The organism is Qipengyuania sp. (assembly GCF_965277845.1).
Classification (GTDB): Bacteria; Pseudomonadota; Alphaproteobacteria; order Sphingomonadales; family Sphingomonadaceae; genus Qipengyuania.
The window spans coordinates 1,414,355-1,438,654 of record NZ_OZ255844.1; the positions used below are offsets into that span (position 1 = coordinate 1,414,355).

Below are 24,300 nucleotides of genomic sequence, written 5' to 3' on the forward strand. Positions count from 1 at the left end.
CAATGGGAGACGGACATTTGAGCGAGACCTTTCCGGAAATCCGCGATGCGGTGCGGCGGCTTTGCGCCAAGTTCCCGGGCGAATACTGGCAGCGGCTCGACCGCGAGCGAGCCTATCCGACACAATTCGTGACCGCGCTGACCGAGGCGGGCTTTCTCTCGGTGCTGATCCCCGAGGAATACGACGGTTCGGGTCTCGGGCTCGAGGCGGCCTGTGCCGTGCTGGAGGAGATCCATCGCTCGGGTTCCAACGGCGGTGCGTGCCATGCGCAGATGTACACCATGGGAACGCTGCTCAAGCACGGCAGCGAGGAGCAGAAGCGCGCGTACCTGCCCAAGATCGCCAGCGGCGAATTGCGCCTGCAGGCCTTCGGCGTGACCGAACCGGGGGCGGGCACCGACACGACGCGCATATCGACTTTCGCGAAGGATGCCGGCGACCACTATATCGTGAACGGCCAGAAGATCTGGATCAGCCGCGCCGAGCATTCCGACCTCATGGTTCTGCTGTGCCGCACGACCCCGCGCGAAGAATGCGCCAAGCCTTCCGATGGCATGAGCGTGCTTCTGGTCGACATGCGCGAGGCGGTCGGCAATGGACTGACCGTGCGGCCGGTTCGGACCATGCTCAACCACGCCACGACCGAACTGTTCTTCGACGATCTCAAGGTGCCCAAGTCGGCGCTGATCGGCGAAGAGGGCAAGGGCTTTCGCTATATCCTGTCGGGCATGAACGCCGAGCGCATCCTGATCGCCGCGGAATGCATCGGCGACGGGCGGTTCTTCATCGACAAGGCCAGCGCCTATGCCAAGGAGCGCAACGTCTTCGGCCGCGCCATCGGCGAAAACCAGGGCGTGCAGTTCCCCATCGCACGCGCCTATGTCCAGCTGTCCGCCGCGGCCGAGATGGTCACCAAGGCCGCGCGCATGTTCGATGCGGGCGAGACCGCGGGGACCGAGGCCAATATGTCAAAAATGCTGGCGAGCGAGGCCAGCTGGGCCGCGGCAGACATGTGCATCCAGACGCACGGCGGTTTCGGCTTCGCCGAGGAATACGACGTGGAACGCAAGTTTCGCGAGACGCGGCTCTACCAGGTCGCGCCGATCAGCACCAATCTGATCCTCAGCCATGTGGCGACGCATGTGCTGGATCTGCCCAAGAGTTTCTGAGGAGAGAAAATCCATGTCGAACGGTCCGCTGACCGGCCTCAAGGTCGTCGAATTCCAGGGCATCGGCCCGGGTCCCCACGTGGCGATGATGCTGGCCGATATGGGCGCCGAAGTCGTGCGGATCGAGCGCGCCGGGCACCAGCCGATGAACCCGGTGGTCGAACGCGCGCGGCATCGCGTAGCGGTCGACCTCAAGAGCGAAGAGGGGCAGGAATTCGTCAAGACCGCGCTCAAACATGCCGATGTGCTGGTCGAAGGCTTCCGCCCCGCCGTGATGGAGCGGTTGGGGCTGGGGCCCGACGAGATGCTCGCGGCCAATCCGCGGCTCGTTTATGCGCGCATGACCGGCTGGGGGCAGGACGGCCCGCTCGCACAGGCTGCCGGGCACGATCTCAACTATATTGCGATCACCGGCGCGCTCGACGCGATCGGCAGGCGCGGCGAACTGCCGGTGCCGCCGCAGAATCTCGTCGGCGATTTCGGCGGCGGCTCGATGTATTGCGCGATGGGCATTCTTGCCGCGCTGTTCGAGCGGCAGTCGAGCGGCAAGGGGCAGGTGGTCGATGCGGCAATCGTCGATGGCGTTACCAGCCTGATGAGCTTCTTCTACGGTCAGCCGCACAGCGCGCTGCGCACGGTCGAGCGCGGCGCTGGCCTGCTGGGCGGGGCGGCGCATTTCTACCGCTGCTACACATGCAAGGACGGCAAGGAAGTGAGCGTGGGCGCAATCGAGCCGCAGTTCTACGCCGAGCTGCTCCAGCGCGCCGATGCGCCCGAGCATTTGCGCGAGCGCCAGATGGATCCGGGAAAGTGGGACGATTACGCCGAAGACCTCGCCGAACTCTTCGCCACGAAGACGCAGGCCGAGTGGTGCGAGCTGCTCGAAGGCACCGATGCCTGCTTTGCCCCCGTGGTGCCGCTCGACCATGCCAAGGACCATCCGCACATGAAGGCACGCGGCGCTTTCGTCGAGCACGGCGGCCGCTGGCACACCGCGCCTGCGCCGCGTTTCGACCGGACGCCGAACACCATTCGCGACAGCGCGGAAGATGGCGACGCAGTGGTGGCGCGCTGGCAGCAAGAGGGGTAAAGGCACGCGCAAAGGAGAGATTCACGATGCGCGAGTGCACCAAATTCTACATCGACGGCGAGTGGGTCGATCCGGTCGAGCCGAACACGCAGCCGGTCGAGAACCCGGCGACCGAAGAGACCATCGGCCACATCAGCTTCGGCACCAAGGCCGATGTCGACAAGGCCGTGGCCGCTGCGCGCCGCGCGTTCGAAACCTTCAGCCAGACGAGCAAGGAAGAGCGCCTGACGCTGCTGCGCGCGATCCAGGCCGAGATCGAGAACCGCAAGGAAGAGCTTGCCACTGCGGTGAGCGACGAAATGGGCGCGCCGATGAGCCTGGCGAACGGCCCGCATGTCGGGCTCCTCACCGGGCATTGCCAGAAGGCGATCGAGATTCTCGAAGGCTTCGCATTCGAACGCCAGGACGGCCCGACGCTCCACGTGTGGGAGCCGGTCGGCGTGGTCGGCATGATCACCCCGTGGAACTGGCCGCTCAACCAGATCGCCTGCAAGGTCTTCCCCGCGCTTGCGACCGGCAACACGATGGTGCTGAAGCCTTCAGAGATCGCGCCTTTCAACGCCTATATCTTCGCCGAAATCATGGATGCGGCGGGCGTTCCGGCAGGCGTCTTCAACCTTGTCAATGGCGACGGGCCGGGCGTGGGCGAAGCGATTTCGGGCCATCCCGACATCGACATGGTCAGCTTCACCGGATCGACACGTGCCGGCGTGCTGATCGCCAAGAACGCCGCCGACACGGTCAAGCGGGTGGCGCAGGAACTGGGCGGCAAGAGCCCGAACATCGTGCTCGACGACAGCGCCTTCACCCAGTCCGTCGCCAAGGGCACCGTCGCGATGATGGGCAATTCGGGCCAGACCTGCACCGCTCCGAGCCGCATGCTCGTGCCGCACAAACGCATGGAAGAAGCCAAGGCCGCAGCCAAGGAAGCGGCCGAGGGTGTCATTCCCGGCGATCCCAAGGGCAATGCGGCGATCGGCCCGGTCGTCAGCCGCACGCAGTGGGACAAGATCCAGGGTCTGATCGAAAAGGGTATCGAGGAAGGCGCAACGCTGGTCGCCGGCGGCCCCGGCAAGCCCGAGGGGCTCGAAACCGGCCACTACGTCAAACCGACCGTCTTCGCCGATGTCGACAACGACATGACGATCGCGAGCGAGGAAATCTTCGGGCCTGTGCTCTGCATCCTTGGCTACGACGATTACGACGACGCCATCCGCATCGCCAACGATACCGAATACGGCCTCGCCAGCGCGGTGATGGGCGAAGATATCGAAACCGCGCGCAGCCTTGCCAAGCGCATCCGCGCGGGCCGGGTCGCGATCAATGGCGGCTACGATCTCAACGCGGCCTTCGGCGGCTATAAGAAGTCGGGCAATGGTCGCGAATGGGGCGAGTGGGGCTTCCACGATTTCCTCGAAGTGAAAGCCGTGATGGGCCACAGCTGATGGCGGGCAGGCATTTCGACGAGTGGGAAATCGGCGACAAGCTGACGCATGAAATCCGGCGCACGGTGACCGAGGCGGACAACCTCTTTTTCACCGTTATGACCCACAATCCGCAGCCGCTTCACCTCGACGTGGAAGCGGCGAATGAGAGCGAGTTCGGGCAGATTCTCGTCAACGGGACCTATACCTTCTCGCTTATGGTCGGACTGTCGGTCGGCGACACGACGCTCGGCACGCTGGTGGCGAACCTCGGTTACGACAAGCTGGTCATGCCCAAACCGGTGTTCATCGGCGATACGCTGCATGCGACCAGCGAAGTGATCGGTCTTCGCGAAAGCAAGTCCCGGCCCGATACCGGGATCGTCACCTTCCTGCACGAAGCGGTGAACCAGCGCGGCGAGGTCGTGTGCCGCTGCGAACGCTCGGCACTGCTCAGGAAAAGCTCCTGATATTCGGGAATTGCAACCCTTTCGCCGGCTCGCGCGTTGAGGGGCGAAGGGGAGAGCGATGAATGGACACGAACCGGAGAGCGTCGAGGACGTAATCGGCGAGCTCGACGAGCTCGCCTCGAAATCCGACGAAGTGCGCATTCGCGACGCGCTCGACGATTTCGGCGGGCGCAGTTTCGGACCGTTCATTCTCCTGCCGGCACTCCTGGAGCTTACGCCGGTGGGCGGTATCCCGGGGGTGCCGAGTTTTCTGGCTGCAGTCATCGCCCTTGTGGCATTACAGATGCTGTTTGGCCGGGATCACGTCTGGTTGCCGCAGTTCATTCAAAATCGATCGGTAGGCTCCAAAAAGCTGCACAAGGCGGTGCGAAAGCTGCGTGGAGTGGCCAAATGGCTCGACGGCCACAGCCGCGACCGTTTCGATTCCCTCACCACGGGCATTTGGATCAAGGTCGCGGCAGTGGCGATCCTTTTGCTTTGCGCGACCGTGCCGCCTCTCGAATTCGTGCCCTTTGCGAGCTCGGCGCCAATGCTCGCGATTGTCGCGATCGCGCTGGCGCTGATCGTGCGCGACGGCCTGGTGATGATCGGCGCGCTGGTGCTGGCGGCGGCTGCCCTCGGCGGTGGAACCTATTACTATTATGCGTCCGACGACGAAGCGGGATCGGGCGGCGTGGCGGCTCTCACCCACGAGGCATCTCTCGCGCAGGCTTGACCGGCGCGTTGCTCCCTGAGCAGAATGGCTTCGGGGTCGAGGCCGACGGGCCAGGGAGAGCGATAATGCGCACGATATTACTGGCCACCGCAGCCGCGTTGCTGACGGGCGCCTGCGCGGGCGACCGCCCGGGCGAACCGACCGAGGCGCAGCGCGGCGATGGCACCGACACGATCGAACTCGCCGAATTCCCCGACCGGCCCTATTGGGGCGACACCCATCTTCACACCGATATCTCCGTCGATGCCTTCGGATTCGGGGTCAGGCTGGGCGCGGAACCTGCGCTGAAATTCGCGCGCGGCGATACGGTCACCGCAACCACGGGAATGAAGGCGCAGCTCGACCGGCCTCTCGACTTTCTTGTAATCTCGGACCATTCGGACGCGATGGGTGCCACCCGGAGGCTTTACGATGCGCCGCGCATCCTCGTGCGCGATCCCACGCTCAGGCGCTGGTACGATATGATGCACGATAGTCCCGAACAATCGACCCGCGCGGTGGGAGAGCTGATTACCGCCGCGGCCAATGGCACGATTCCCGAAGCACTCATCGATCCAGAGCGCCAGGCAGCCGCCACCCGCGAGCTTTGGGACAGCCATCTCGACCTGCTCGATCGCTACAACCGCCCGGGCGAATTCACCGCCTTCGCGGGCTTCGAATGGACGTTGATGCCCGACGGCAACAATCTCCACCGCGTGGTCATGTTCAGGGATGGAAGCGTGAAGACCGGGCAGGTCGTCCCCTTTCCCGGCATCGACACGACCCCCGAGCAATTGTGGGATTACATGGAGGCCTACGAAGCCAATACCGGCGGCCGCGTTCTGGCCATCCCGCACAATTCGAACCTGTCCAACGGCATGATGTTCGAACTGGTTGGCCCCGATGGCGGGGCAATGAGCGCCGATTACGCCCGCCGCCGCGCGCGCTACGAACCGGTAGTCGAAGCCACCCAGATCAAGGGCGATAGCGAAACCCATCCCTTTCTCTCGCCGAACGACGAGTTTGCCGCTTTCGGTGTCGCAGGCTGGGAACTCGGCAACCTTCCTCTGACCCGCCGCTCGACGCCCGACATGTATGCCGGCAGCTATGTGCGCAATGCCCTGCTGCGCGGGCTGACGCTCGAGCAGCAGATGGGGGTCAATCCCTACGCCTTCGGCCTCATCGGTTCGACCGACAGCCACACTGCGCTGGCGACCGGCGATGAAGACAATTATTTCGGCAAGCACACTGGCAACGAACCGCGCGCAGGGCGGGCGCTGGAAAGCCAGAACCTCGGCACGGCCGAAGGCCGCTTCGGCTGGCACTATCTTGCCGGCGGTTATGCTGCGGCCTGGGCGCGCGGCAACACGCGCGCGGAGATATTCGACGCCTTCATGCGGCGCGAGGTCTATGCGACGACGGGGCCGCGCATGGTCCTGCGCCTGTTCGCGGGCTTCGATTTCGCCGAGAACGACTGGGACGGCGACTGGGTTCGCACCGGATACACGGGCGGCGTCCCGATGGGCGGCGAACTGCAGGATAGTGGCCGCGCACCGGTCTTCCTGATCTCGGCGCTCAAGGACCCCGAGGGCGCCAATCTCGACCGGGTGCAGGTGGTCAAGGGCTGGGTCGATGCCGATGGCGAGGCGCAGGAGCGCATCTACGATGTCGCCTGGTCCGATATGGATGGCGAGCGCCGGCGTGTAGGGGGCCGGATACCCGCGGTGGGCGATACGGTGATCCGGCGCGAGGCGACCTACGACAATACCATCGGCGCACCCGAACTGCGTGCGACATGGCGCGACCCCGACTATCGCCCGGGCCAGCGGGCCTTTTACTACGTCCGCGTGCTCGAGATCCCGACGCCGAGTTGGGTGCTGTTCGATGCCAAACGCTTCGGTTTCGACCTGCCGCCCGAGGTGGTCGAGGCCAACGTGATCCAGGAACGCGCCTATTCCTCGCCGATATGGCTGAAACCGCGCCGCCGGCCCGGTGACGCGCCGCTCATAATGGATGAAGGATGATCCGCAAGCTGCTGCGCGATCCGCTCGCGCATTTCCTTGTTGCGGGGGCCGCTATCTGGGGCCTGCTCGCGCTCGCGGGCGATCCCGTCGATCCGGCAAGCCGGACGATCGAACTCTCGCGCGAGCGGCAGGCGGGTATCGCCCTCGGCTTCGAACGGATGATGGGGCGCCCGCCGACCGATGCCGAGATGGATTGGGCGATCGAGCGCTGGATTCGCGAAGAAGTGCTGTACCGCGAGGCCCTGCGCCTCGGGATCGACGAGGGCGATGCCATCGTGCGGCGGCGGCTGGCGACCAAGATGGACGAGCTGGCCGGTGCGGAGGCCGAAGTGGCGCGGCCCTCCGATGCGGTGCTCGAACAATGGCTTGCCGACAATCCGGGCGCCTATGCCATGGGCGGTACAGTCACATTCGAACAGGCTTACTTCCCTAGCGAGCGAGCCGCACGGGCAGCGATGACGGAGCCGAGCCCAGAGGGTGAGCCGATCAGCCTGCCGCGCTCGGTCGCGCGCATGCCCCTGACCGAGGTCCGTGTAGTTTTCGGGAGGGAATTCGCAGCAGAGCTTTCCGCTCTTGCCGCCGGACCGGGTTGGCAGGGGCCGATAGGTTCGGGCTATGGTTGGCATCTCGTGCGCCTGGCCAAACGCGACGGTGGGAGCGGCCCGCCGCTCGCCGAAATTCGCGACCGGGTCGAGGCCGACTGGCGCAGCGCGACGATCGCCGAGCGACGGCAGCGTGCCTATGAAGTCTTGCGCGAGGCCTATACGGTCGAGGTCGAATGATCCGCTGGCTTGCCGCGTTGTGGCTGCTTGCCATGGGCGCGCCTGTGCAGGCGGACGAGATGCGGCCGGTCGCGATCCAGTTCGAGCAGGTTGGCGAGGGCGAGTGGCGGCTGGGCTGGCGCCAACCCATAGCCAGCGCAGCGGACGACCGTATGGCCATGCCACAAATTCCCGCCAATTGCAGGATCGATGGGGAGGTCGAGCGACAGATGGACCCGCTTGCGGCTCACGGCGCTGCCGATGTGACCTGTACGGGTGAGGTCGCAGGTCAAACCATCGGCTGGCCCGCCTTTCCCGGCCATGGCGAGGCGATTTTGCGTGTTTCGCCGCTTGGGCGAGCTTTGCAGGTCCACCGCCTGACGCCGGAAACCCCCTTCGTCACCATCGCGGAACGGCCTTCGGCAGCGCAGGTCTGGCGTAGCTATTTCATGATCGGGGTCGAACACATCCTCGCCGGCTGGGACCATTTGCTGTTCGTCATCGCGCTCGTCCTGCTGGTGGCCCGGCCCTGGCCGGTGGTGAAAGCGGCCACGGCCTTCACCATCGCACATTCGATCACGCTGGCGGCGGTAACGCTTGGATTTTCGGGTATAAGACAGGATGTGGTCGAGGCCCTGATCGCCCTGTCCATCGTGTTCCTCGCCGTCGAGATCGCCCGCGGAAGGCGCGATACGCTGACCCGGCGCCTGCCGTGGCTGGTCGCCTTCGCCTTCGGCCTGCTGCACGGCTTCGGCTTTGCCGGCGCACTGCGCGAGATCGGCCTGCCCGAGGGTGAAGTCCCCGCGGCACTGGTCAGCTTCAATCTCGGCGTGGAAGCGGGACAATTGCTGGTCATCGCCGCCGTCCTTGTGCTTATGCGGCTGGTCGACCGGCTGCGCCCCCGGGCCCGACCGCGGCTGGTGCGGCTTTCCGCCTATGGGGTGGGGATAATGGGCAGCTATTGGCTGATCGACCGGCTCTTCGGCTGAGAGCGGAATTTCCGCATGCCCGCGCAACTTGCCATTCACCTGTCGCACCCTACATTATCGGCAGTGAAAGGAACCCGCGCATGAGCGACCAGAATTCCCCGCCCGAGCCCGAGGGCAATGGGCCCAATCCCTGGGTGAAGAGCCTGATGATCTGGGGCGGCATCTTCCTCGCCCTGCTGATGGTCGTTTCGGTCTTCGGCGGCGGGACGAGCGGCGCCGGAACGCAGCTCCAATATTCCGATTTCCGCGACAAGGTCGCCGAAGGATCGGTCGCCAATGTGCAGATCTCCGAAACGCAGATCGTCGGTGAGATGAAAAATGGCGAGCAATTCTCGACCATTCCGGTGGCTAACGACACCACGTTGCCGCAATTGCTTGAAGACAATGGCGTGCGCTATTCCGGCGTGGAGGCCGAAAGCGGCAATATCCTGCTCTATGCGCTGATCCAGATCCTGCCCTTCGTGCTGATCCTCGGCATCGCCTTTTTCGCGCTGCGCCAGGTCCAGAAGGGCGGCGGCGCGGGCGGCGCGATGGGTTTCGGCAAGTCCAAGGCCAAGCTGCTGACCGAACGTCAGGGCAAGGTTACTTTCGAAGATGTCGCCGGCATCGACGAAGCGCGCGAGGAGCTCGAGGAAATCGTCGAGTTCCTCAAGGACCCGCAGCGCTTCTCCAAGCTCGGCGGCCAGATCCCCAAGGGTGCATTGCTGGTCGGCTCTCCCGGGACCGGTAAGACGCTGCTCGCCCGCGCCATCGCAGGCGAAGCGGGCGTACCCTTCTTCACCATTTCGGGCTCGGACTTCGTCGAAATGTTCGTCGGCGTCGGCGCCAGCCGCGTGCGCGACATGTTCGAACAGGCCAAGAAGAATGCACCGTGCATCCTGTTCATCGACGAGATCGACGCAGTCGGCCGTTCGCGCGGCCACGGCCTCGGCAATTCGAACGACGAGCGCGAGCAGACGCTCAACCAGCTGCTGGTCGAAATGGATGGTTTCGAAGCCAATGAAGGCATCATCATCATCGCCGCGACCAACCGTCCCGACGTGCTCGATCCGGCCCTGCTGCGCCCGGGCCGTTTCGACCGCCAGGTCGTCGTGCCCGTGCCTGACATCGACGGACGCGAGAAGATCCTCGCCGTGCACATGAAGAAGGTGCCGCTGGCGCCCGATGTGAACCCGCGCACCATTGCGCGCGGCACGCCGGGCTTCTCGGGCGCGGATCTTGCGAACCTCGTCAACGAGGCGGCGCTGCTCGCCGCGCGCCGCAACAAGCGCCTCGTCGCGATGCAGGAATTCGAGGATGCCAAGGACAAGGTCATGATGGGCGCGGAACGCCGCTCCATGGTCATGACCGAGGACGAGAAGAAGATGACCGCCTATCACGAGGCCGGCCACGCGCTGGTTTCGCTGAACGAGCCGGCATCGGACCCGATCCACAAGGCGACGATCATTCCGCGCGGCCGCGCGCTGGGCATGGTGATGCGCCTGCCCGAACGCGACAACTACTCCTACCACCGCGACAAGATGCACGCGAACCTGGCCGTCGCCATGGGCGGCCGTGTCGCCGAGGAAATCATCTTCGGTCACGACAAGGTTTCCAGCGGTGCGTCCGGCGACATCCAGTATGCCACCGACCTCGCGCGCAACATGGTTACCAAATGGGGCATGTCCGACAAGCTCGGCCCGCTGCAGTACGAGGCGAGCCAGGAAGGCTATCTCGGCATGGGCCAGACCGCGCGCACCATGTCGGGCGCGGAAACCAACAAGCTGATCGATGCCGAGATCAAGCGTCTCGTCGAGGACGGCCTCGCCCGTGCGAAGGAAGTGCTGACCGAGCAGGAGGACAAGCTGCACCTGCTGGCGCAGGCGATGCTCGAATACGAAACGCTCACCGGCGACGAGATCGACCAGCTGATGAAGGACGGCAAGATCGACCGTCCCGACGAGCCCAAAGGCCCGGTCGTGGTGAAGCCGGTCGCCGGTGCCGCCGTGCCCAAGGCCGGGCGCAAGCTCGGCGGAGGCCCCGCGCCGCAGGGCGCCTGACGCTCATTCTCAACAATTGACGAATAGGGCCGTCCGGACAGTTCGGGCGGCCCTTTCTCTTGGCTAGAACAATCCCAGCAGCATCAGCAGCGAGGTGAACAGGCCGAGGATGATGGAGATGAAAACGGTCAGCACCGACAGCCGCCATAGCGCCGAAAAGCGCGAGAGGTCGTAAGTGCCGCGCAGCTGCTTGTAGATATGCAGCGGTGGGATCAGCATGGATGCCAGTGCGATATAGGTAGCCGAGACCCCGCCGAGTCCCGCGAGGACGAGTGCGAGGATCAGCATCGTCATGAAGCCCAGCGAATAGGTCACGAAGATCGCGTGATCATAGGCCCTGAACCGCCGCTTCCAGACGAACAGGAGCCAGACGAAGGGAATCGACAGCGGGATCAGCAGCCAGCTGAATTTGTAGAAATTGGTCTGCAGCTTGTAGAGCATCAGGCCTGGGTTCTTCTGCCACTTGTCCAGGCCCGCCTCGATCCATCCGACTTCTTCGAGATCGAGGGTCCAATCCTCGTCGGGTGTGGCGGTGACCGGCGCAAGCGCTTCTTCTCCGGCAGGAGTTTCGGGCGGCTCTTCGCTCTCCGTTTCCGGTTGCGTGTCACTGCTTGCGCTTCGCGTGGGCGCGAGGAACGGCAGTTCGGCCTGTGCCGCTCTCAATGTGCCCAGCTGGTCTTCGACCTCGGCGAGTTGCCGCGCGGCCCGCTCGCGCTCCGCATCGGTGCGGTCTCCATCGGCCACGCGTGCGGCCAGCGTGTCGCGCCGGTCCTCGAGGCGCTCGAGCTGTTCGCCGGTCAGCTCGCGCAGCTGTGCATCGGTATCGCCTTGCAGGTCGGTCGGCGCGCTGATCCCCGCGAACTGGAAGATCGCGAACATCAGGAAGATCGAGAACAGGAACAGCGCCATCGGGCTCACGAACCGGGTGCGTTCGCCATCGATATAGCGCCGGGTCAGTTCGCCCGGCTTGAAGGCGAGCATGGGCAGCGTGCGCCAGGTCTTGCTGTCGAAATGCACCGCGCCATGCGCGACGTCGTGCATGAAAGCGCTGAGCGTGCGGTGGAGGTGGGCTTTCTGGCCGCAGGCGTGGCAGTGCTCCCCGACCAGCGGCGTGCTGCAATTGAGACATTCGCCCTCGGCGAAGTGGCCCTTGTCGAGCGCGGGGGTACCGCCCGGCCTTTCCGAGACGGCCTTGGCATACAATCCACCCTCGACCGCGGTCCCCAGCCCTTCCACGATGTCGCTCATCCTGCCTCCTGTCTCGGCGCAGGATAGGGACAGCATCCCCTATGCCGCAACGCAAAAAGGCCGCCCATCGGGCGGCCTTTCGAAGAATCGCTGTCGCTTCGGGCGGCTTAGCCGTCGTAATCGGCGCCGATCGAGGTGGAGCGCGTCGGGGCCGAGGCGGTGATCCGCAGCGCTTCGGCCGACTGGCTGAGCGAGCCGACTTCATCCATTTCGTCGTCGTCGTCCGGCAAGATCTTCTGCAGGTTGGTAACGGCCGCTTCGTGAAGGTCCTTGGGCTTGATCGTCTGTTCGGCGATCTCGCGCAGGGCGACAACGGGGTTCTTGTCGCGATCGCGATCGACGGTCAGCTCCGCACCGCCCGAAATCTCGCGTGCCCGCTGGGCGGCCAGCAGGACGAGATCGAAACGATTGGGGACCTTGTCTACGCAGTCTTCGACGGTAACGCGCGCCATAGGGCACTCCGATGCAAATCAAGTGATTCCGGGAAAGCGCGGCACTTAAGGCCTCGCGGCTCCACAGTCAAGGATTTGCGCCGCGTGCTTGCGGCGCTAAGGCTGCTTGCAATGGGCGAGAGAAACCCTTCCGATGTTGCGAGCGGCTATCGCGATCCCGAACCATTCTCGCATGCGGCGCAAGGCCAATCGCTGACCTTCTATCCCGGAGGCAAGGATCGCCGCAAAGCGCTGATGGAGATGGTCGCCTCGGCCCGCGAGCGGCTCGATATCTGCTTCTACATTTTCGCCGAGGACGAAGTCTCGACCCAATTGCGCGATGCCCTTTGCGACGCAGCGCGTCGAGGTGTCGCAGTGACGCTCATCGTCGACAGTTTCGGCGCTTCGGCCTCCGACAAATTCCTCCGCCCGATCGTCGAGGCCGGCGGTCGGTACTATCTGTTCAGCCCGCGTTTCGGCTTTCGCTACCTCATCCGTAACCACCAGAAGATGGTTATCGCCGATGGGGCGCGCGCGTTATTCGGCGGATTCAATATCGAGGACGATTACTTCGCTCCGCCGCAGCAGAACGGCTGGAACGACCTCGCCATCGCGATCGAGGGCGATGCGGTCGATGGATTAAGCGACTGGTTCGCCAGGCTGGTCGACTGGACCGACGACGATCATGCACATTTCCGGGCGATCCGCCGCACGGTTTCGCAATGGGAATGGAAATCGGGCGACGGCAGGGCACGCTGGCTGGTGGGCGGGCCGACGCGCGGGCTGTCGAGCTGGGCGCGCTGCGTCACCCGCGATCTGCGCGACGGCGATCGGCTCGATATCTTCATGGCCTATTTTTCGCCGCCCTACAGCCTGCTTCGCCGGATTGCGCGTGTCTCGAAAAAGGGCGGCACCCGGCTGCTGATGGCGGCCAAGAGCGACAATGGCGCCACGCTGGGCGCCACGCGTTCGCTTTATCATTACCTGCTCAAGCGCGGTGCGAAGATCTGGGAATTCACGCCCTGCAAGCTGCATACGAAGCTGATCGTGCTCGACGACGCGGTCTATCTCGGCAGCGCCAATTTCGACATGCGAAGCCTCTATCTCAATCTCGAGATCATGCTGCGGATCGAGGACGCGGCGCTGGCCGAACGGATGCGCGGCTTCGTCTCGTACCAGATCGCCGCGTCCGAAAGGATCACGTCCGAGGTGCATACGAAGCGACGCACCTGGTTCAACCGGATCCGCTGGGCGGTCGGCTGGGTGCTGGTTTCCGCGCTCGATTACACCGTAACGCGGCGGCTTAATCTCGGCATCTGACCTATTCGTAATCGTCGTAATGGCGCACGTCGGGGCTGCTGAATTTGGTGAATTCGCTGTGGAACAGCAGCGGGACATTGCCGGTCGATCCGTGACGCTGCTTGGCGACGATCAGCGTTGCTTTGTTGACCAGTTCGAGGTGGCGCGCCTCCCACTCTGCGTACTTCATCCGGACTTCCTCGGAAGAGGTCTCGTCGGGCGTGTCGGGCTTCAAGGCGTTGTGGTAATATTCGGCGCGGTAGATGAACCACACCATGTCGGCGTCCTGCTCGATCGACCCGGATTCGCGCAGGTCGGAAAGCTGCGGGCGCTTGTCCTCGCGCTGTTCTACCTGGCGGCTGAGCTGCGATAGGGCGATCACGGGGACATGCAGTTCCTTGGCCAGCGTCTTGAGACCGCGGCTGATTTCCGAAATCTCGTTCACGCGATTGTCGGTAGCGCGGCCCGAGCCTTGCAGGAGCTGAAGATAGTCGACGATGACGAGGCCGATATCGTGCCGCCGCTTGAGCCGTCGCGCGCGGGTGCGCAGGGCGCCGATGGTCAACGCCGGAGTATCGTCGATATAGAGCGGCAGGTCGGTCAGTTCCTGGCTGGCGAAGCTGAGGCGCTGGAATTCCTCGCGCGAGAGCTTGCCCGAACGCAGTTTCTCGCTCGAGATCTCGGCGGTCTCGGCCAGGATGCGCGTGGCGAGCTGATCGGCGCTCATCTCGAGGCTGAAGAAGGCGACGCCCGCGCCGGGCGACTTCTCGCGCTCGATTCCGGCCTTCTCGTCGTCCATCAGCCGGCGCGCGGCGTTGAAGGCGATATTGGTCGCAAGCGAGGTCTTGCCCATGGCCGGACGGCCAGCGAGGATCACCAGGTCCGAATTGTGGAGGCCCGAAGTCTTGTCGTTGATCGTGTCGAGGCCGGTGGTCTTGCCCGAGAAACGCCCACCCGAATTCATCGCCGCCTGAACCACCTCCAGCGCGCCGAAGGCGGCCTTGCGGAATGACTGCGCCTCGCTGCCGGTACTGGCGCCTTCGGCAACGCGATAGAGATCGGCTTCTGCCTGCTCGATCTTCCTGAGCGGCTCGACCTCGTCCGAAGTGTCGAGCGCGCCTTCGACGAGGGTGCGCCCCACGCTGACCAGTTCGCGCAGCAGCGCGAGATCGTAGATCTGCTCGGCCAGTTCGCGCGGGTGCAGCAGCCCCTGGCCGTCTGCGGTCAGCTGCGCGAGGTAGGTCGTCCCGCCCAGCTGCTTGAGCGCCTCGTCGCTTTCGAAATAGGGCTTCAGCGTGACCGGTGTCGCCACCGAATTGCGGTCGAGCAGCTTGAGCACGCGCTCGTAGATGCGTTGATGCACCGGTTCGTGGAAATGCTCCGCCATCAGCGGCGTGGTCAGTTCCTCGATCACCTTGTTGTCGATCAGCACCGCGCCGAGGAAGGCGGCCTCCGCTTCGAGGTTGGCGGGCAGCACCGGGCCCTTGGCGGGCTTGGAATCGGTCGAATCGTCGGCGGGGAAGAGAAGGTCGGTGTCGGCCATGGTGGTCTGATGCCCGTTGAAGTGGTCAGCTGACAAGGAAATCGGTCAGCTAATTTTTTGCGCTCGGCTGTGGATAGTGGGGACTGTTCTTCAACCCCTTGCCGCACCCCGTCCTTCTCTGCGAAAGCAGCCGCCAGGCATGACCGATTCCGCAACTTCCTCGGGCGACCATCGTATCGCGCATATCGAGCTCGACGAGGAGACGATCATCTGGCGCAATGCCGATATCGAGCAGGAACGTAAGATTGCGATCTTCGACCTGATCGAGGAGAATTGTTTCAAGCCGCTACGCGCGGTCGAGCGCGGGGCGAACGGTCCCTATCGCCTGAAGCTCGCGGTACGCGACGGGCGCCTGCTGATGACGATCGCCGACGAGGACGAGCAATTGATCGAGGAGCTGCTGCTCGGCCTGGCGCGCTTCCGTCGCCCGATCCGCGAATATTTCGCCATTTGTGACAGTTACTACCAGGCCATCCGCAAGGCGACCCCGACGGAAATCGAAACTATCGACATGGCCCGGCGCGGGGTCCACAATCGCGCGGCGGAACTGCTGATCGAGCGGCTGGAGGGCAAGGTCGAAACCGACTTCGCTACTGCTCGCCGCCTGTTCACGCTGATCTGCGTGCTGCACATCAAGGGCTAAGGGGGACAGGCATGGCCAGGCGCAGCCGCAAACGGCGCAAGTCCCGTTTTCCCAAGGCGCTTTCGCGCGCCGGCAAGACCGCGATGTTCCTGCTCGTTATCGCCCTGATCGGCGCGGCCTATGCCTGGCACGAAGGTCGCGACTGGCGGCCTGACGAGGAACTTTGGCCCGACCAGGGCGCGCTGGTCGGTGCGGTCGATGGCGCGGTCGATTTCGGCACGATCGCCGGGCTGGGCGCGCAATTCGTCTACCTCGAAGCAAGCGACGGGGCGGGGCTCACGGATGTCGCCTTCGCGCAGAATTTCGCCCGCGCCCGCGCAGCCGGCCTCGCGGTCGGCGCTGCGCATCGCTTCGACCCTTGCGACGTCGCCGACGGGCAATCGGCGAATTTCGTGACCATGGTGCCGCGCGATCCCGACCTGCTGCCTCCGGCTATTCTGCTCGAAACCACTGCCGCGGCCTGTCCGGCGCGCGTTTCCGATGCTGCGGTGCAAAGCGAGCTGACCACGCTGGTCAACCAGATCGAGGCGCATGCCGGCAAGCCAGCAATCCTTGCCCCGGTGGAAGAGTTCGAGGAGGCCTATGCCCCGTCGCGCCGGTTCGAGCGGCAGTTGTGGCTCACCCGCAGCTGGTTCGAGCCCGATTATGCCACCCGCCCGTGGCTGATGTGGACCGCCAATCGCTGGTACCAAACCGAGGCCGCGCAAGAACCATTGCGCTGGGTCGTGGTACGACCCTGAGGACGACGATATGACCGATGACGATCTGATCGCTGCCGCGCGCGAGGCTGCGCGCCATTCCTATTCGCCCTATTCGAATTTTGCGGTTGGCGCGGCGCTGCGCTTTGCCGATGGCAGCGTGGTGACCGGCACCAATATCGAGAATGCGAGCTACGGCCTCGCGCTGTGCGCCGAGACGGTCGCAGTGTCGAAGGCGATGGCCGATGGGGTGCGCGGCGGTCTGGAAGCGGTCGCCGTCACCGGGCCGGGCGCCGATCCGATCACGCCGTGCGGGCGATGCCGCCAGGTGCTCAACGAACTCGCCCAGCTGGGCGGGACCGATCCCGAGATTCTCTGCGTTGGGCCGGAGGATGTGCGCAGGCTGCGACTGTCCGACCTGCTGCCGCACGCATTCGGGCCCGCGAGCCTCGCATGATCGCGCGCCGCGCCGCGCTTGGCCTGATGGGCGGGCTGGCGGGTGCGGCGCTGATGCCGCTGGCGGCAGCGGCACGCTCCCGGCGAAAGCCACCGCGCCTGCGGCAGGGCGATACGGTCGGGCTGGTCGCTCCGGCCAGCGCCGTCACGCTGCCGCATGAACTCGACCGGGCGATCCACTGGATCACGGGCATGGGTCTCGTGCCCAAACTGGGCGGGCATGTTGCGGAACAGGATGGATACCTCGCCGGGACCGATATCGACCGGGCAGCGGATATCAACGCGATGTTTGCCGACCCGCAGGTCCGCGCGATTTTCACGATACGCGGCGGCTGGGGTGGGGCGCGTATCCTGCCGCTGCTCGACTGGGCCTCGATGCGCACCAATCCCAAGCTTTTGATCGGCTATAGCGACACAACCGCGCTGCACCTCGCCATCGCGGGGCGGGCGGGCTTTCCCACGCTGCATGCGCCCAATGCTGCGAGCCGGTGGGAGGCAGCAAGCTGGGAGAGCCTGTGGAACATCGCCTTCGCCGGCGCCATGCCGGTGCTCGGCGGTAAGGAGGCCGAGCGCGCCTCGGGTCGTGCGGCGCGCACGCTTGTTCCGGGTGCTGCGCGCGGCCGCCTGCTCGGCGGCAATCTGACCGTCGTCTCGACGCTGATGGGCACCGGCTGGCTGCCTTCCTTCGACGGCGCGATCCTGGTCCTCGAGGACATCAATGAGGAACCCTACCGCGTCGATCGCATGCTCCAGCAGCTGCAACTCGCGGGCGTGTTCGAGCGCGTGGCCGGCGTCGTTTTCGGCCAGTGTACGCGCTGCCGCTCACGCGATCCCGACTATGCGGGGTTCACACTCGACGATGTGCTCGAACGGCATCTCGGCGGCTTCGCCAAACCGGTCATCGCAGGTTTCAACACGGGCCATGTGCGCGGCCAGCTCACCCTGCCGATCGGTGTTATGGTCGAGCTGGATGGCGGCGCGCGCCACTTGCGGATGCTCGAACCCGCAGTCATCTGACCGCACTTGCAATTTCCGAGCTGAGCGGTCTAAGCGCCCTTAAGGGAGATTTTCATGACCAGTCGAATTCTTCGCCGGGCCGCGCTGGCGGTCGGTGCCGTTCTGACGCTCGTGTCGGGCCAGGTCAGCGCGCAGGAGCGCGTGATGGCCTTCACCGGCGCGACGATCCATACCATGGCGGGGCCGGTGATCGAGAACGGCACGCTGGTGATCGAGGACGGCAGGATCGTCGCGGTCGGTGCCAATGTCGCCGTGCCCGCCGGTGCCGAAACGCGCGATGCCAGCGGTATGGTCATCATGCCGGGCATCGTCGACACGCATTCGCATATCGGTTCGGTGGCGGGCGCGGACCGGTCTTCGCCGATCCAGCCCGAAGTGCGCGCCATGGACGCGATCAATCCAAAGGATGCCAGCATCGCCAAGGCGCGCGCGGGCGGGGTGACCACCGCCAATGTCATGCCCGGCTCGGGCTGGCTGGTCAGCGGGCAGACCTTCTACATGCGGTTGCGCGATGGCGACACGATCGAGGACATCGCCTGGTACTTCCCCGACGGCTCGGTCATGGGCGGGCTCAAGATGGCCAATGGGACCAATCCGATCGGCTCGACCCCGGGCTTTCCCGGCACCCGCGCCAAATCGGCGGCGCTGGCGCGCGCGGCCTTCACCGAGGCCGAGAGCTATTGCAAGGGCGATCGCAAGAAAGTCGATCTGGGCAAGGAAACGCTGTGCGAAGTGCTTTCGGGCAGGCGGCTCGTCCATTTCCACACGCACCGCGCGGACGACATCATGACCGTGCTGCGGCTGCAGCGCGAATTCGGCTTCAAGGTGCTGATCCAGCACGGGATGGAAAGCTGGAAGGTCGCCGAGGAACTGGCAGCCGCGGGTATCCCGGTGTCGAATATCATCGTCGACAGCCCGGGTGGCAAGCTCGAGGCGATGGAATCGCGGCTCGAGACCGCCGGTATTCTCGAACGCGCTGGCGTTCTCACCTCGCTTCATTCGGATGACGGCATCATCGACAGCCGCCTGATGTTTCGTCAGGCGGGCATTGCCGCGCGCGGCGGTATGAGCCGCGAGGGCGCGCTGCGGGCGCTGACCATCAATGGCGCCAAGCAACTCGGTCTCGATGATCGGGTCGGCAGCCTCGAGCCGGGCAAGGACGCGGATTTCCTCATCCTCGATGGCGATCCGCTGTCGGTCTACACCGATCTCATGGAAACCTGGGTCGGGGGGCAGAAGCTCTTCGACCGCACCACCGAGGAGGGCAAGCTCCTGGCCGAAGGCGGCTATGGCGCGGGTAATCCGATGGAGCTTGCCCATCACCACTGGGAAGTCGCCGAAGCGGAGGCCGCACAATGATCGCCCGTATCGCCAAACTCGCCGCGCTCGCGCTGGCCATCGCCCCCGCCTCCCTCGCCGCGCAGGATATCGCCGTGCGCGCCGAAACGCTCCACACGATGGAAGGCCCCGCGATCAGCGATGGCGTGGTGGTGATCCGTGACGGCAAGATCGCCGCGGTCGGCCCCGCCGCCTCCACTGCCATTCCCGAGGGGATGGAAGTGCTCACCGCCACGGTGGCAACCCCCGGTCTCGTCGATGCGCGCACCGTGGTCGGCCTTGCCGGTTTCATGAACCAGCCGCACGATCAGGACCAGCTCGACGGCAGCGCACCGGTCCAGCCGCAATTGCGCGCGATCGACGGCTACAATCCCGAAGAGGAGCTGGTCGACTGGTTGCGCAGCTTCGGCGTGACGACGATCCACACCGGCCATGGCCCCGGCGCCGTCGTGTCCGGCCAGACGATGGTGGCCAAGACCTGGGCCAAGACAGCGGACGCGGCGGCGATCGTCCCGCGCGCCATGATCGCGGCCAATCTCGGCCCCGACGCGCTCGACCGCGAGAAGGGGCCGGGCACCCGGTCGAAGCAGATCGCGCTGCTGCGCGCCGCGCTCACCGCCGCCCGCGCCCCGGCCTCGGCCAAGGGCGACGAGGCCAAGCCCGACAAGCTCGATATGCAAGTGTGGAGGGACGTCCTTGCCCGCCGGGTGCCGCTGATGGTCACCGCCAATCGCGCGCAGGACATCATGTCCGCCCTGCGGCTGAAGGACGAATTCGGCATCGACGTGGTGATCGACGGGGGCGCGGAGAGCTACCTGTTGATCGACGAACTGCGCGAGGCCGGGGTCACCGTGATCCTCCACCCCACGATGGCGCGCCACTATGGCGACATGGAGAACGCGAGCTTCGCCACGGCTGCCACGCTGCGCGAGGCGGGCATCCCTTTCGCGTTGCAGTCGGGCTATGAGGGCTATGTGCCCAAGACCCGGGTCATCCTGTGGGAAGCGGGATGGGCGGCCGCCAACGGACTCGCTCCCGAACATGCGCTGAGCGCGATAACGTCCGATGCCGCGCAGGCGATCGGCATGGCCGACCGTGTCGGTTCGCTGAAGGTCGGCAAGGATGGCGATGTCGCGCTGTTCGATGGCGACCCGCTCGAATACGCCAGCCACGTTACCGCCGTGGTGATCGACGGGCGCGTGGCGAGTCGCGTGACTCGCTGAAAGCTGATCGGGGAACGATATTCTGCTGGCCCGTTCCAAACCCGAGGGACAGGTCAGGAGACATATCGACATGAAGTTCGTTGCCCTTGATTCGCGTGGCGGCAATTACCTCGTCGTCGCGTCCAATATTGCGTGGCTGCGCGCCGCCGAAAACGGCCAGACCACCGTCGGCGTCGTCGGCGGCCAGCCGCTGCTCGTCACCGGGACCATCGAAGAGGTCGCGCAGAAGATCCTCGCGGGCTGAGCGACCCTGCCTTCTCGTTTCTGGCGGCGGGGCGAAGGTGCCCGTCCGCTGTTCGATGCATTTCGTCGAATCGTCTCGCCGCCGGTCATCCCCGGCATCCGGCTTCGTCGATAGGTCGGCGGTGGCTTGCCCCCCGCAGTGCATCCTTCCTGCCTCCGGCATCCTCGGCATGTCGGATGTGCGCAAGGAGATGCGAAATGATAAATACAGCTCTTATCCCGGTGGCGCTCATCGCGTCAGCGGCCATCGCGGGCAGCGTCCAGGCAAAGGAAGTCGAAGAACGCGTCGTCGTGACGGTCGCGGACCTCGATCTCGCCGAAGCAGCGGATCGCAAGACGCTCGAACTGCGGCTCAATGCAGCGGTGCGAAAGCTCTGCAACTCATCGAGCCGGTTGCTGTTCGACCATATGATCGAGAGCGAATGCCGGGCGGAAGTGTCCGCCGGTATCGCCGCCAAGATGCCGCACGCCAAGGCGCGGCACGGCTTCGTACGCATCGCAGCACACTGATCCCGGCAATCGATCCGGGGTGCCGCATGCTACCCCGGCCCGGCCGGGCCGATTTTGGCGACCCGGGAACGCCGCAGCGGCGGGCTGGTCAGCCGTCCTTCGAATCCAGCCATTCGAGCAGGCTGGCGAGACAGTCGCGCGCCAGCATCTTGCATCGTTCGGGGCTCCAGCCCTGTTCGGGCTCGGGGCTCGCCGGATTGTCCTTGTAGGGCATTTCGAGCGTCATCGCTGTCGCGCCGAAACGCTCGGCGACCTGGTTGGTGCTCATCGACAGGTTGGCCTTGCCGGCTGCCGCCTTGGTATACCCAAGTTCGGTCTGGAAATCGGGCGTCCGGCGGTCGAGGATAGCCTCGTAACGATAATAGCGCTCGCCCTGCTCGTCGGTCCAGCTGGGGATGCCTTCGAAACCCGCAAGGAAGCTGACGGGAATCGCCTCGTCGCCGTGCACGTCCATCGCGAAATCGACGCCGGTTTCGTCCATCCGGTTGCGGATCGCGAGCACTTCGGGTGACTTGTCGGCCGTGGGATTTTCCCACTCGCGATTGAGGTTCGTGCCGGTGGCATTGACGCGCAGATTGCCGCGCCTGGAGCCATCGGGGTTGCAATTGGGCACGATGTGGAGGCGGCAGCGCTTGCGCAATTCGCGGCCCACGCTGTCGGCGGGATCAGTCAGCACTTCCAATGCACCCTCCATCCACCATTCGGCCTGCGTCTCGCCCGGGTGCTGACGGGCATAGAGCCATACCTTGAATTCCCCCTCGCCCATCTCGAGGCTGTCGAGCGGCTGGCCGTCGAGCGTGGTGCCGAGTTGCACGTAATCGACGCCTTCGGAAGCGGCAGCCTCTGCAATCAGATCGTGGTGGCGCTCCATCGAATAGGGCGCGAAGTAAGCGAACCAGGCGATGTCGCTCGCGGGCGTGTAGCGGATGGTCAGCGTGCCGCCGTGCTCATCCTTGGCGTAGGTCGATGCCGCACGCCCCCAATAGTCGCGATCTTCCGACACGCAGCTGTCGTAGCCGGGCCAGCCGCCGGGATAGGCGCTTTCCTCCAGCCCGGTGACCTTCAGTTCGAGTTCGCGCCCCGCCGCGCCCGAGACGCGGAAATGGTACCACTGCTTGAATTCGCTCTTCGTGTCTTTCGGGATCGCCAGCATCGCGCTGGCGCCGTCCACCGACAGGACTTCGATATTGCCACTGTCGAAGGCGGAATCGATCCGGATATCGCTCACTCGGTAACCTCTACTTCTATGGTTTCGCCATTGTTTCCGGGAAACTCCCGGAAAAGCGCGGAGGCGACCGTCTGGGCGTTCGCTTCTCCGCGTGCAAGGGATGAATTCTCGGGCGCCTGGAAATCGGCGCGGCCTTCCCAGATGCTCTGTCCACTGGTCCTGTCGCGAATGGTTACGGCAAGCTCGGTGCCGATGCGATCCTTTCGGCCGCCGCCGAGGTTGATGCCGATTCCCACGCCGACGCCCGATCCGTAGCTGCCGGTCGAACCGCCGACACCCACGCTGACCGGGCTGCGACGCCCGCCGCTGCCGATGACATAGCGTTCGACTGCAACCTCGGCGACCTGGCCCGCGCCGGACCGGTCGCTCTCGCTATAGCCGAGGCGGCGCAGCTCCTCGGCGACGGCTGCCTTGTAAGGCGCCAGCGCGAGACTGTCCGCTTGGGCCCCGGCCGCGGTCTCGACGAAAATGCTGCCTTGCCCCAGTTGGGCCATGCGATCGGGCGCGACGAAGCGGGTTACCTCGACCGGGCCGGGCGGTGTGGCGCATCCGGCAAGCGTCAAGGCGGCGGCGATGCCCAGTGCGATGGGAAGCGGTTTCATGGTATGCGATCCTTCCAGCGTTTCTCGAGGCCCGATTGCCTTCCCAAACAACGCATGGGCGGGCGATTGTGCACCGGGACGCTTTCCCATGCGCGTTAGGGCGTTGCCGTTACCAATTGGTATGTTAGGTGCGCGAACCATGAGCGAAACGAGCAAAGTACCCGTGCTGGTCACCGGCGGGGCGGGGTATATCGGCAGCCATGCGGTCCTGGCCCTGCGCGATGCGGGGTGGCCGGTGGCGGTGATCGACAATCTTTCGACCGGCTTCGCCTTTGCGGTCCCCGACGATGTGCCGCTCTACGAAGGCGATATCGCCGATACCATCCTGCTCGAACAGATCTTCGCCGAGCAGGGGATCAAGGCGATCATGCATTTCGCCGGGTCGATCATCGTGCCCGAATCGGTCGAAAACCCGCTGAAATATTACGACAACAACACGGTGAAGAGCCGCGCGCTGATCGAGGCGGCGGTCGCCGGCGGGGTCGAGCACTTCATCTTCAGCTCGACCGCGGCGACCTATGGGACGCCGGACGCCTCGCCAATCTCGGAAGACAGTCCCAGGCGACCGATCAACCCCTATGGTTGGTCGAAGCTGATGACAGAACAGATGCTGGCCGATGCCAGCGCGGCGCATGGGTTCAATTTCTGTGCGCTCAGATATTTCAATGTCGCGGGCGCCGATCCGCAGGCACGCACCGGCCAGTCGACGGCGGGGGCGACGCATCTGATCAAGGTCGCCTGCGAGGCGGCGACAGGCAAGCGCGACGAGGTGGCGGTGTTCGGCACCGATTACGACACGCCCGACGGCACCGGCGTGCGCGACTATATCCACGTCAGCGACCTCGCCAATGCCCACCTGCTCGCGCTCGAGGCGCTGATCGAACAGCCCGGTCGCTCGCTGACGATGAATTGCGGCTACGGGCGCGGTTTCTCGGTGCTCGAAGTGCTCGATGCGGTGGACCGGGTGACCAACCAGACGATCGCGCGCCGGATGGAGCCACGGCGGGCGGGCGACCCGGCAGAGCTCGTTTCCGACCCTTCGCGGATACGCGAAACGCTGCCATGGCAGCCGCAGCATGCCGATCTCGGCGACATCATCGCGCATGCGCTGCAATGGGAGCGCAAGCTGTCCGAATTGCGCGGCGAGTGACGCGGCGCCGG

Annotated in this window: 24 protein-coding genes; 19 read left to right on the plus strand and 5 right to left on the minus strand. The window is 65.0% G+C overall.

Annotated elements, in window-relative coordinates; all coding sequences use genetic code 11:
* The first annotated feature begins 2 nt into the window (after positions 1-2).
* From ACQY4G_RS07000 to ftsH, 9 genes are all read left to right on the plus strand, one after another.
* On the plus strand, positions 3-1,169 hold the full coding sequence (locus ACQY4G_RS07000; RefSeq protein WP_421989753.1) for an acyl-CoA dehydrogenase family protein: 1,167 nt from the start codon (positions 3-5) through the stop codon (positions 1,167-1,169).
* A 13-nt stretch (positions 1,170-1,182) separates the two neighbouring features.
* Entirely contained in the window at positions 1,183-2,259 is a 1,077-nt protein-coding gene (locus ACQY4G_RS07005; protein WP_421989755.1) for a CaiB/BaiF CoA transferase family protein, read from the plus strand.
* 26 nt (positions 2,260-2,285) lie between these two features.
* Complete coding sequence (locus ACQY4G_RS07010; RefSeq protein ID WP_421989757.1) at positions 2,286-3,704, plus strand: aldehyde dehydrogenase family protein; 1,419 nt, start codon at positions 2,286-2,288, stop codon at positions 3,702-3,704.
* Positions 3,704-4,153 (plus strand): MaoC family dehydratase, encoded by a 450-nt coding sequence (locus ACQY4G_RS07015; RefSeq protein WP_421989759.1) that lies wholly within the window; start codon positions 3,704-3,706, stop codon positions 4,151-4,153. The genes ACQY4G_RS07010 and ACQY4G_RS07015 overlap by 1 nt, the downstream gene beginning before the upstream one ends.
* 58 nt (positions 4,154-4,211) lie before the next feature.
* A complete protein-coding gene (locus ACQY4G_RS07020; RefSeq protein WP_421989761.1) occupies positions 4,212-4,868 on the plus strand; it encodes an exopolysaccharide biosynthesis protein in 657 nt (218 codons plus the stop codon).
* Between the two features lie 65 nt (positions 4,869-4,933).
* Positions 4,934-6,871 carry a DUF3604 domain-containing protein gene (locus ACQY4G_RS07025; RefSeq protein WP_421989763.1) on the plus strand — a complete coding sequence of 646 codons (1,938 nt, stop codon included), beginning with the start codon at positions 4,934-4,936 and terminating at the stop codon, positions 6,869-6,871.
* Positions 6,868-7,653 (plus strand): peptidyl-prolyl cis-trans isomerase, encoded by a 786-nt coding sequence (locus tag ACQY4G_RS07030; RefSeq protein ID WP_421989765.1) that lies wholly within the window; start codon positions 6,868-6,870, stop codon positions 7,651-7,653. The genes ACQY4G_RS07025 and ACQY4G_RS07030 overlap by 4 nt, the downstream gene beginning before the upstream one ends.
* The gene (locus ACQY4G_RS07035; protein ID WP_421989767.1) at positions 7,650-8,621 is read left to right on the plus strand and encodes a HupE/UreJ family protein; all 972 of its coding nucleotides are present in this window, start codon (positions 7,650-7,652) and stop codon (positions 8,619-8,621) included. The genes ACQY4G_RS07030 and ACQY4G_RS07035 overlap by 4 nt, the downstream gene beginning before the upstream one ends.
* Positions 8,622-8,701: 80 nt before the next feature.
* The gene (gene ftsH / locus ACQY4G_RS07040) at positions 8,702-10,660 is read left to right on the plus strand and encodes an ATP-dependent zinc metalloprotease FtsH (protein ID WP_067693231.1); all 1,959 of its coding nucleotides are present in this window, start codon (positions 8,702-8,704) and stop codon (positions 10,658-10,660) included.
* Between the two features lie 63 nt (positions 10,661-10,723).
* Here ftsH and ACQY4G_RS07045 read toward each other — a convergent pair whose 3' ends face one another.
* Positions 10,724-11,908: a DUF3667 domain-containing protein gene (locus tag ACQY4G_RS07045; RefSeq protein ID WP_421989769.1), complete on the minus strand. Its 1,185-nt coding sequence runs from the start codon at positions 11,906-11,908 to the stop codon at positions 10,724-10,726.
* A gap of 107 nt (positions 11,909-12,015) precedes the next feature.
* A complete protein-coding gene (rpoZ, locus tag ACQY4G_RS07050) occupies positions 12,016-12,360 on the minus strand; it encodes a DNA-directed RNA polymerase subunit omega (RefSeq protein ID WP_067693237.1) in 345 nt (114 codons plus the stop codon).
* A 111-nt stretch (positions 12,361-12,471) separates the two neighbouring features.
* Between rpoZ and ACQY4G_RS07055 the strand changes: the two genes are divergently transcribed.
* Positions 12,472-13,659 carry a phospholipase D-like domain-containing protein gene (locus ACQY4G_RS07055; RefSeq protein WP_421989771.1) on the plus strand — a complete coding sequence of 396 codons (1,188 nt, stop codon included), beginning with the start codon at positions 12,472-12,474 and terminating at the stop codon, positions 13,657-13,659.
* A gap of 1 nt (position 13,660) precedes the next feature.
* Here the strand turns inward: ACQY4G_RS07055 and ACQY4G_RS07060 are convergent, their stop codons facing one another.
* The gene (locus tag ACQY4G_RS07060) at positions 13,661-15,181 is read right to left on the minus strand and encodes a replicative DNA helicase (RefSeq protein WP_421989773.1); all 1,521 of its coding nucleotides are present in this window, start codon (positions 15,179-15,181) and stop codon (positions 13,661-13,663) included.
* 139 nt (positions 15,182-15,320) lie between these two features.
* Between ACQY4G_RS07060 and ACQY4G_RS07065 the strand changes: the two genes are divergently transcribed.
* The 8 genes from ACQY4G_RS07065 (at position 15,321) to ACQY4G_RS07100 (ending at position 21,309) form a co-directional block, all read left to right on the plus strand.
* Positions 15,321-15,824 carry a UPF0262 family protein gene (locus ACQY4G_RS07065; RefSeq protein WP_067693247.1) on the plus strand — a complete coding sequence of 168 codons (504 nt, stop codon included), beginning with the start codon at positions 15,321-15,323 and terminating at the stop codon, positions 15,822-15,824.
* Between the two features lie 11 nt (positions 15,825-15,835).
* The gene (locus tag ACQY4G_RS07070) at positions 15,836-16,564 is read left to right on the plus strand and encodes a glycoside hydrolase family 25 protein (RefSeq protein ID WP_421989775.1); all 729 of its coding nucleotides are present in this window, start codon (positions 15,836-15,838) and stop codon (positions 16,562-16,564) included.
* A gap of 10 nt (positions 16,565-16,574) precedes the next feature.
* The gene (locus tag ACQY4G_RS07075) at positions 16,575-16,979 is read left to right on the plus strand and encodes a cytidine deaminase (RefSeq protein ID WP_067693253.1); all 405 of its coding nucleotides are present in this window, start codon (positions 16,575-16,577) and stop codon (positions 16,977-16,979) included.
* Positions 16,976-17,995, plus strand: coding sequence for a S66 peptidase family protein (locus ACQY4G_RS07080; RefSeq protein ID WP_421989777.1), 1,020 nt, complete (start codon positions 16,976-16,978; stop codon positions 17,993-17,995). The genes ACQY4G_RS07075 and ACQY4G_RS07080 overlap by 4 nt, the downstream gene beginning before the upstream one ends.
* Positions 17,996-18,049: 54 nt before the next feature.
* The gene (locus ACQY4G_RS07085; RefSeq protein WP_421989779.1) at positions 18,050-19,354 is read left to right on the plus strand and encodes an amidohydrolase family protein; all 1,305 of its coding nucleotides are present in this window, start codon (positions 18,050-18,052) and stop codon (positions 19,352-19,354) included.
* Entirely contained in the window at positions 19,351-20,556 is a 1,206-nt protein-coding gene (locus tag ACQY4G_RS07090) for an amidohydrolase family protein (protein WP_421989781.1), read from the plus strand. The genes ACQY4G_RS07085 and ACQY4G_RS07090 overlap by 4 nt, the downstream gene beginning before the upstream one ends.
* Positions 20,557-20,626: 70 nt before the next feature.
* Positions 20,627-20,800, plus strand: coding sequence for a hypothetical protein (locus ACQY4G_RS07095; RefSeq protein ID WP_421989783.1), 174 nt, complete (start codon positions 20,627-20,629; stop codon positions 20,798-20,800).
* A gap of 197 nt (positions 20,801-20,997) precedes the next feature.
* Positions 20,998-21,309: a UrcA family protein gene (locus tag ACQY4G_RS07100; protein WP_421989785.1), complete on the plus strand. Its 312-nt coding sequence runs from the start codon at positions 20,998-21,000 to the stop codon at positions 21,307-21,309.
* An 88-nt stretch (positions 21,310-21,397) separates the two neighbouring features.
* Here ACQY4G_RS07100 and ACQY4G_RS07105 read toward each other — a convergent pair whose 3' ends face one another.
* Both ACQY4G_RS07105 and ACQY4G_RS07110 read right to left on the minus strand, forming a co-directional pair.
* Entirely contained in the window at positions 21,398-22,537 is a 1,140-nt protein-coding gene (locus ACQY4G_RS07105; RefSeq protein WP_421989787.1) for a M14 family metallopeptidase, read from the minus strand.
* Positions 22,534-23,139 (minus strand): DUF4136 domain-containing protein, encoded by a 606-nt coding sequence (locus ACQY4G_RS07110; protein WP_421989789.1) that lies wholly within the window; start codon positions 23,137-23,139, stop codon positions 22,534-22,536. Before ACQY4G_RS07110 ends, ACQY4G_RS07105 begins: the two co-directional genes overlap by 4 nt.
* A gap of 139 nt (positions 23,140-23,278) precedes the next feature.
* Between ACQY4G_RS07110 and galE the strand changes: the two genes are divergently transcribed.
* Positions 23,279-24,289 (plus strand): UDP-glucose 4-epimerase GalE, encoded by a 1,011-nt coding sequence (gene galE / locus ACQY4G_RS07115; RefSeq protein ID WP_421989791.1) that lies wholly within the window; start codon positions 23,279-23,281, stop codon positions 24,287-24,289.
* The last annotated feature ends 11 nt before the right edge of the window (positions 24,290-24,300 follow it).

Coding starts and splice junctions, on each gene's coding strand:
- ACQY4G_RS07095 (WP_421989783.1), top strand. CDS start 20,627: ATGAAGTTCGTTGCCCTTGATTCGCGTGGCGGCAATTACCTCGTCGTC.
- rpoZ (WP_067693237.1), bottom strand. CDS start 12,360: ATGGCGCGCGTTACCGTCGAAGACTGCGTAGACAAGGTCCCCAATCGT.
- ACQY4G_RS07065 (WP_067693247.1), top strand. CDS start 15,321: ATGACCGATTCCGCAACTTCCTCGGGCGACCATCGTATCGCGCATATC.
- ACQY4G_RS07015 (WP_421989759.1), top strand. CDS start 3,704: ATGGCGGGCAGGCATTTCGACGAGTGGGAAATCGGCGACAAGCTGACG.
- ACQY4G_RS07070 (WP_421989775.1), top strand. CDS start 15,836: ATGGCCAGGCGCAGCCGCAAACGGCGCAAGTCCCGTTTTCCCAAGGCG.
- ACQY4G_RS07100 (WP_421989785.1), top strand. CDS start 20,998: ATGATAAATACAGCTCTTATCCCGGTGGCGCTCATCGCGTCAGCGGCC.
- ACQY4G_RS07090 (WP_421989781.1), top strand. CDS start 19,351: ATGATCGCCCGTATCGCCAAACTCGCCGCGCTCGCGCTGGCCATCGCC.
- ACQY4G_RS07005 (WP_421989755.1), top strand. CDS start 1,183: ATGTCGAACGGTCCGCTGACCGGCCTCAAGGTCGTCGAATTCCAGGGC.
- ACQY4G_RS07080 (WP_421989777.1), top strand. CDS start 16,976: ATGATCGCGCGCCGCGCCGCGCTTGGCCTGATGGGCGGGCTGGCGGGT.
- ACQY4G_RS07060 (WP_421989773.1), bottom strand. CDS start 15,181: ATGGCCGACACCGACCTTCTCTTCCCCGCCGACGATTCGACCGATTCC.
- ACQY4G_RS07025 (WP_421989763.1), top strand. CDS start 4,934: ATGCGCACGATATTACTGGCCACCGCAGCCGCGTTGCTGACGGGCGCC.
- ACQY4G_RS07010 (WP_421989757.1), top strand. CDS start 2,286: ATGCGCGAGTGCACCAAATTCTACATCGACGGCGAGTGGGTCGATCCG.
- ACQY4G_RS07000 (WP_421989753.1), top strand. CDS start 3: ATGGGAGACGGACATTTGAGCGAGACCTTTCCGGAAATCCGCGATGCG.
- ACQY4G_RS07020 (WP_421989761.1), top strand. CDS start 4,212: ATGAATGGACACGAACCGGAGAGCGTCGAGGACGTAATCGGCGAGCTC.
- galE (WP_421989791.1), top strand. CDS start 23,279: ATGAGCGAAACGAGCAAAGTACCCGTGCTGGTCACCGGCGGGGCGGGG.
- ACQY4G_RS07035 (WP_421989767.1), top strand. CDS start 7,650: ATGATCCGCTGGCTTGCCGCGTTGTGGCTGCTTGCCATGGGCGCGCCT.
- ACQY4G_RS07055 (WP_421989771.1), top strand. CDS start 12,472: ATGGGCGAGAGAAACCCTTCCGATGTTGCGAGCGGCTATCGCGATCCC.
- ACQY4G_RS07030 (WP_421989765.1), top strand. CDS start 6,868: ATGATCCGCAAGCTGCTGCGCGATCCGCTCGCGCATTTCCTTGTTGCG.
- ACQY4G_RS07045 (WP_421989769.1), bottom strand. CDS start 11,908: ATGAGCGACATCGTGGAAGGGCTGGGGACCGCGGTCGAGGGTGGATTG.
- ACQY4G_RS07085 (WP_421989779.1), top strand. CDS start 18,050: ATGACCAGTCGAATTCTTCGCCGGGCCGCGCTGGCGGTCGGTGCCGTT.
- ftsH (WP_067693231.1), top strand. CDS start 8,702: ATGAGCGACCAGAATTCCCCGCCCGAGCCCGAGGGCAATGGGCCCAAT.
- ACQY4G_RS07075 (WP_067693253.1), top strand. CDS start 16,575: ATGACCGATGACGATCTGATCGCTGCCGCGCGCGAGGCTGCGCGCCAT.
- ACQY4G_RS07110 (WP_421989789.1), bottom strand. CDS start 23,139: ATGAAACCGCTTCCCATCGCACTGGGCATCGCCGCCGCCTTGACGCTT.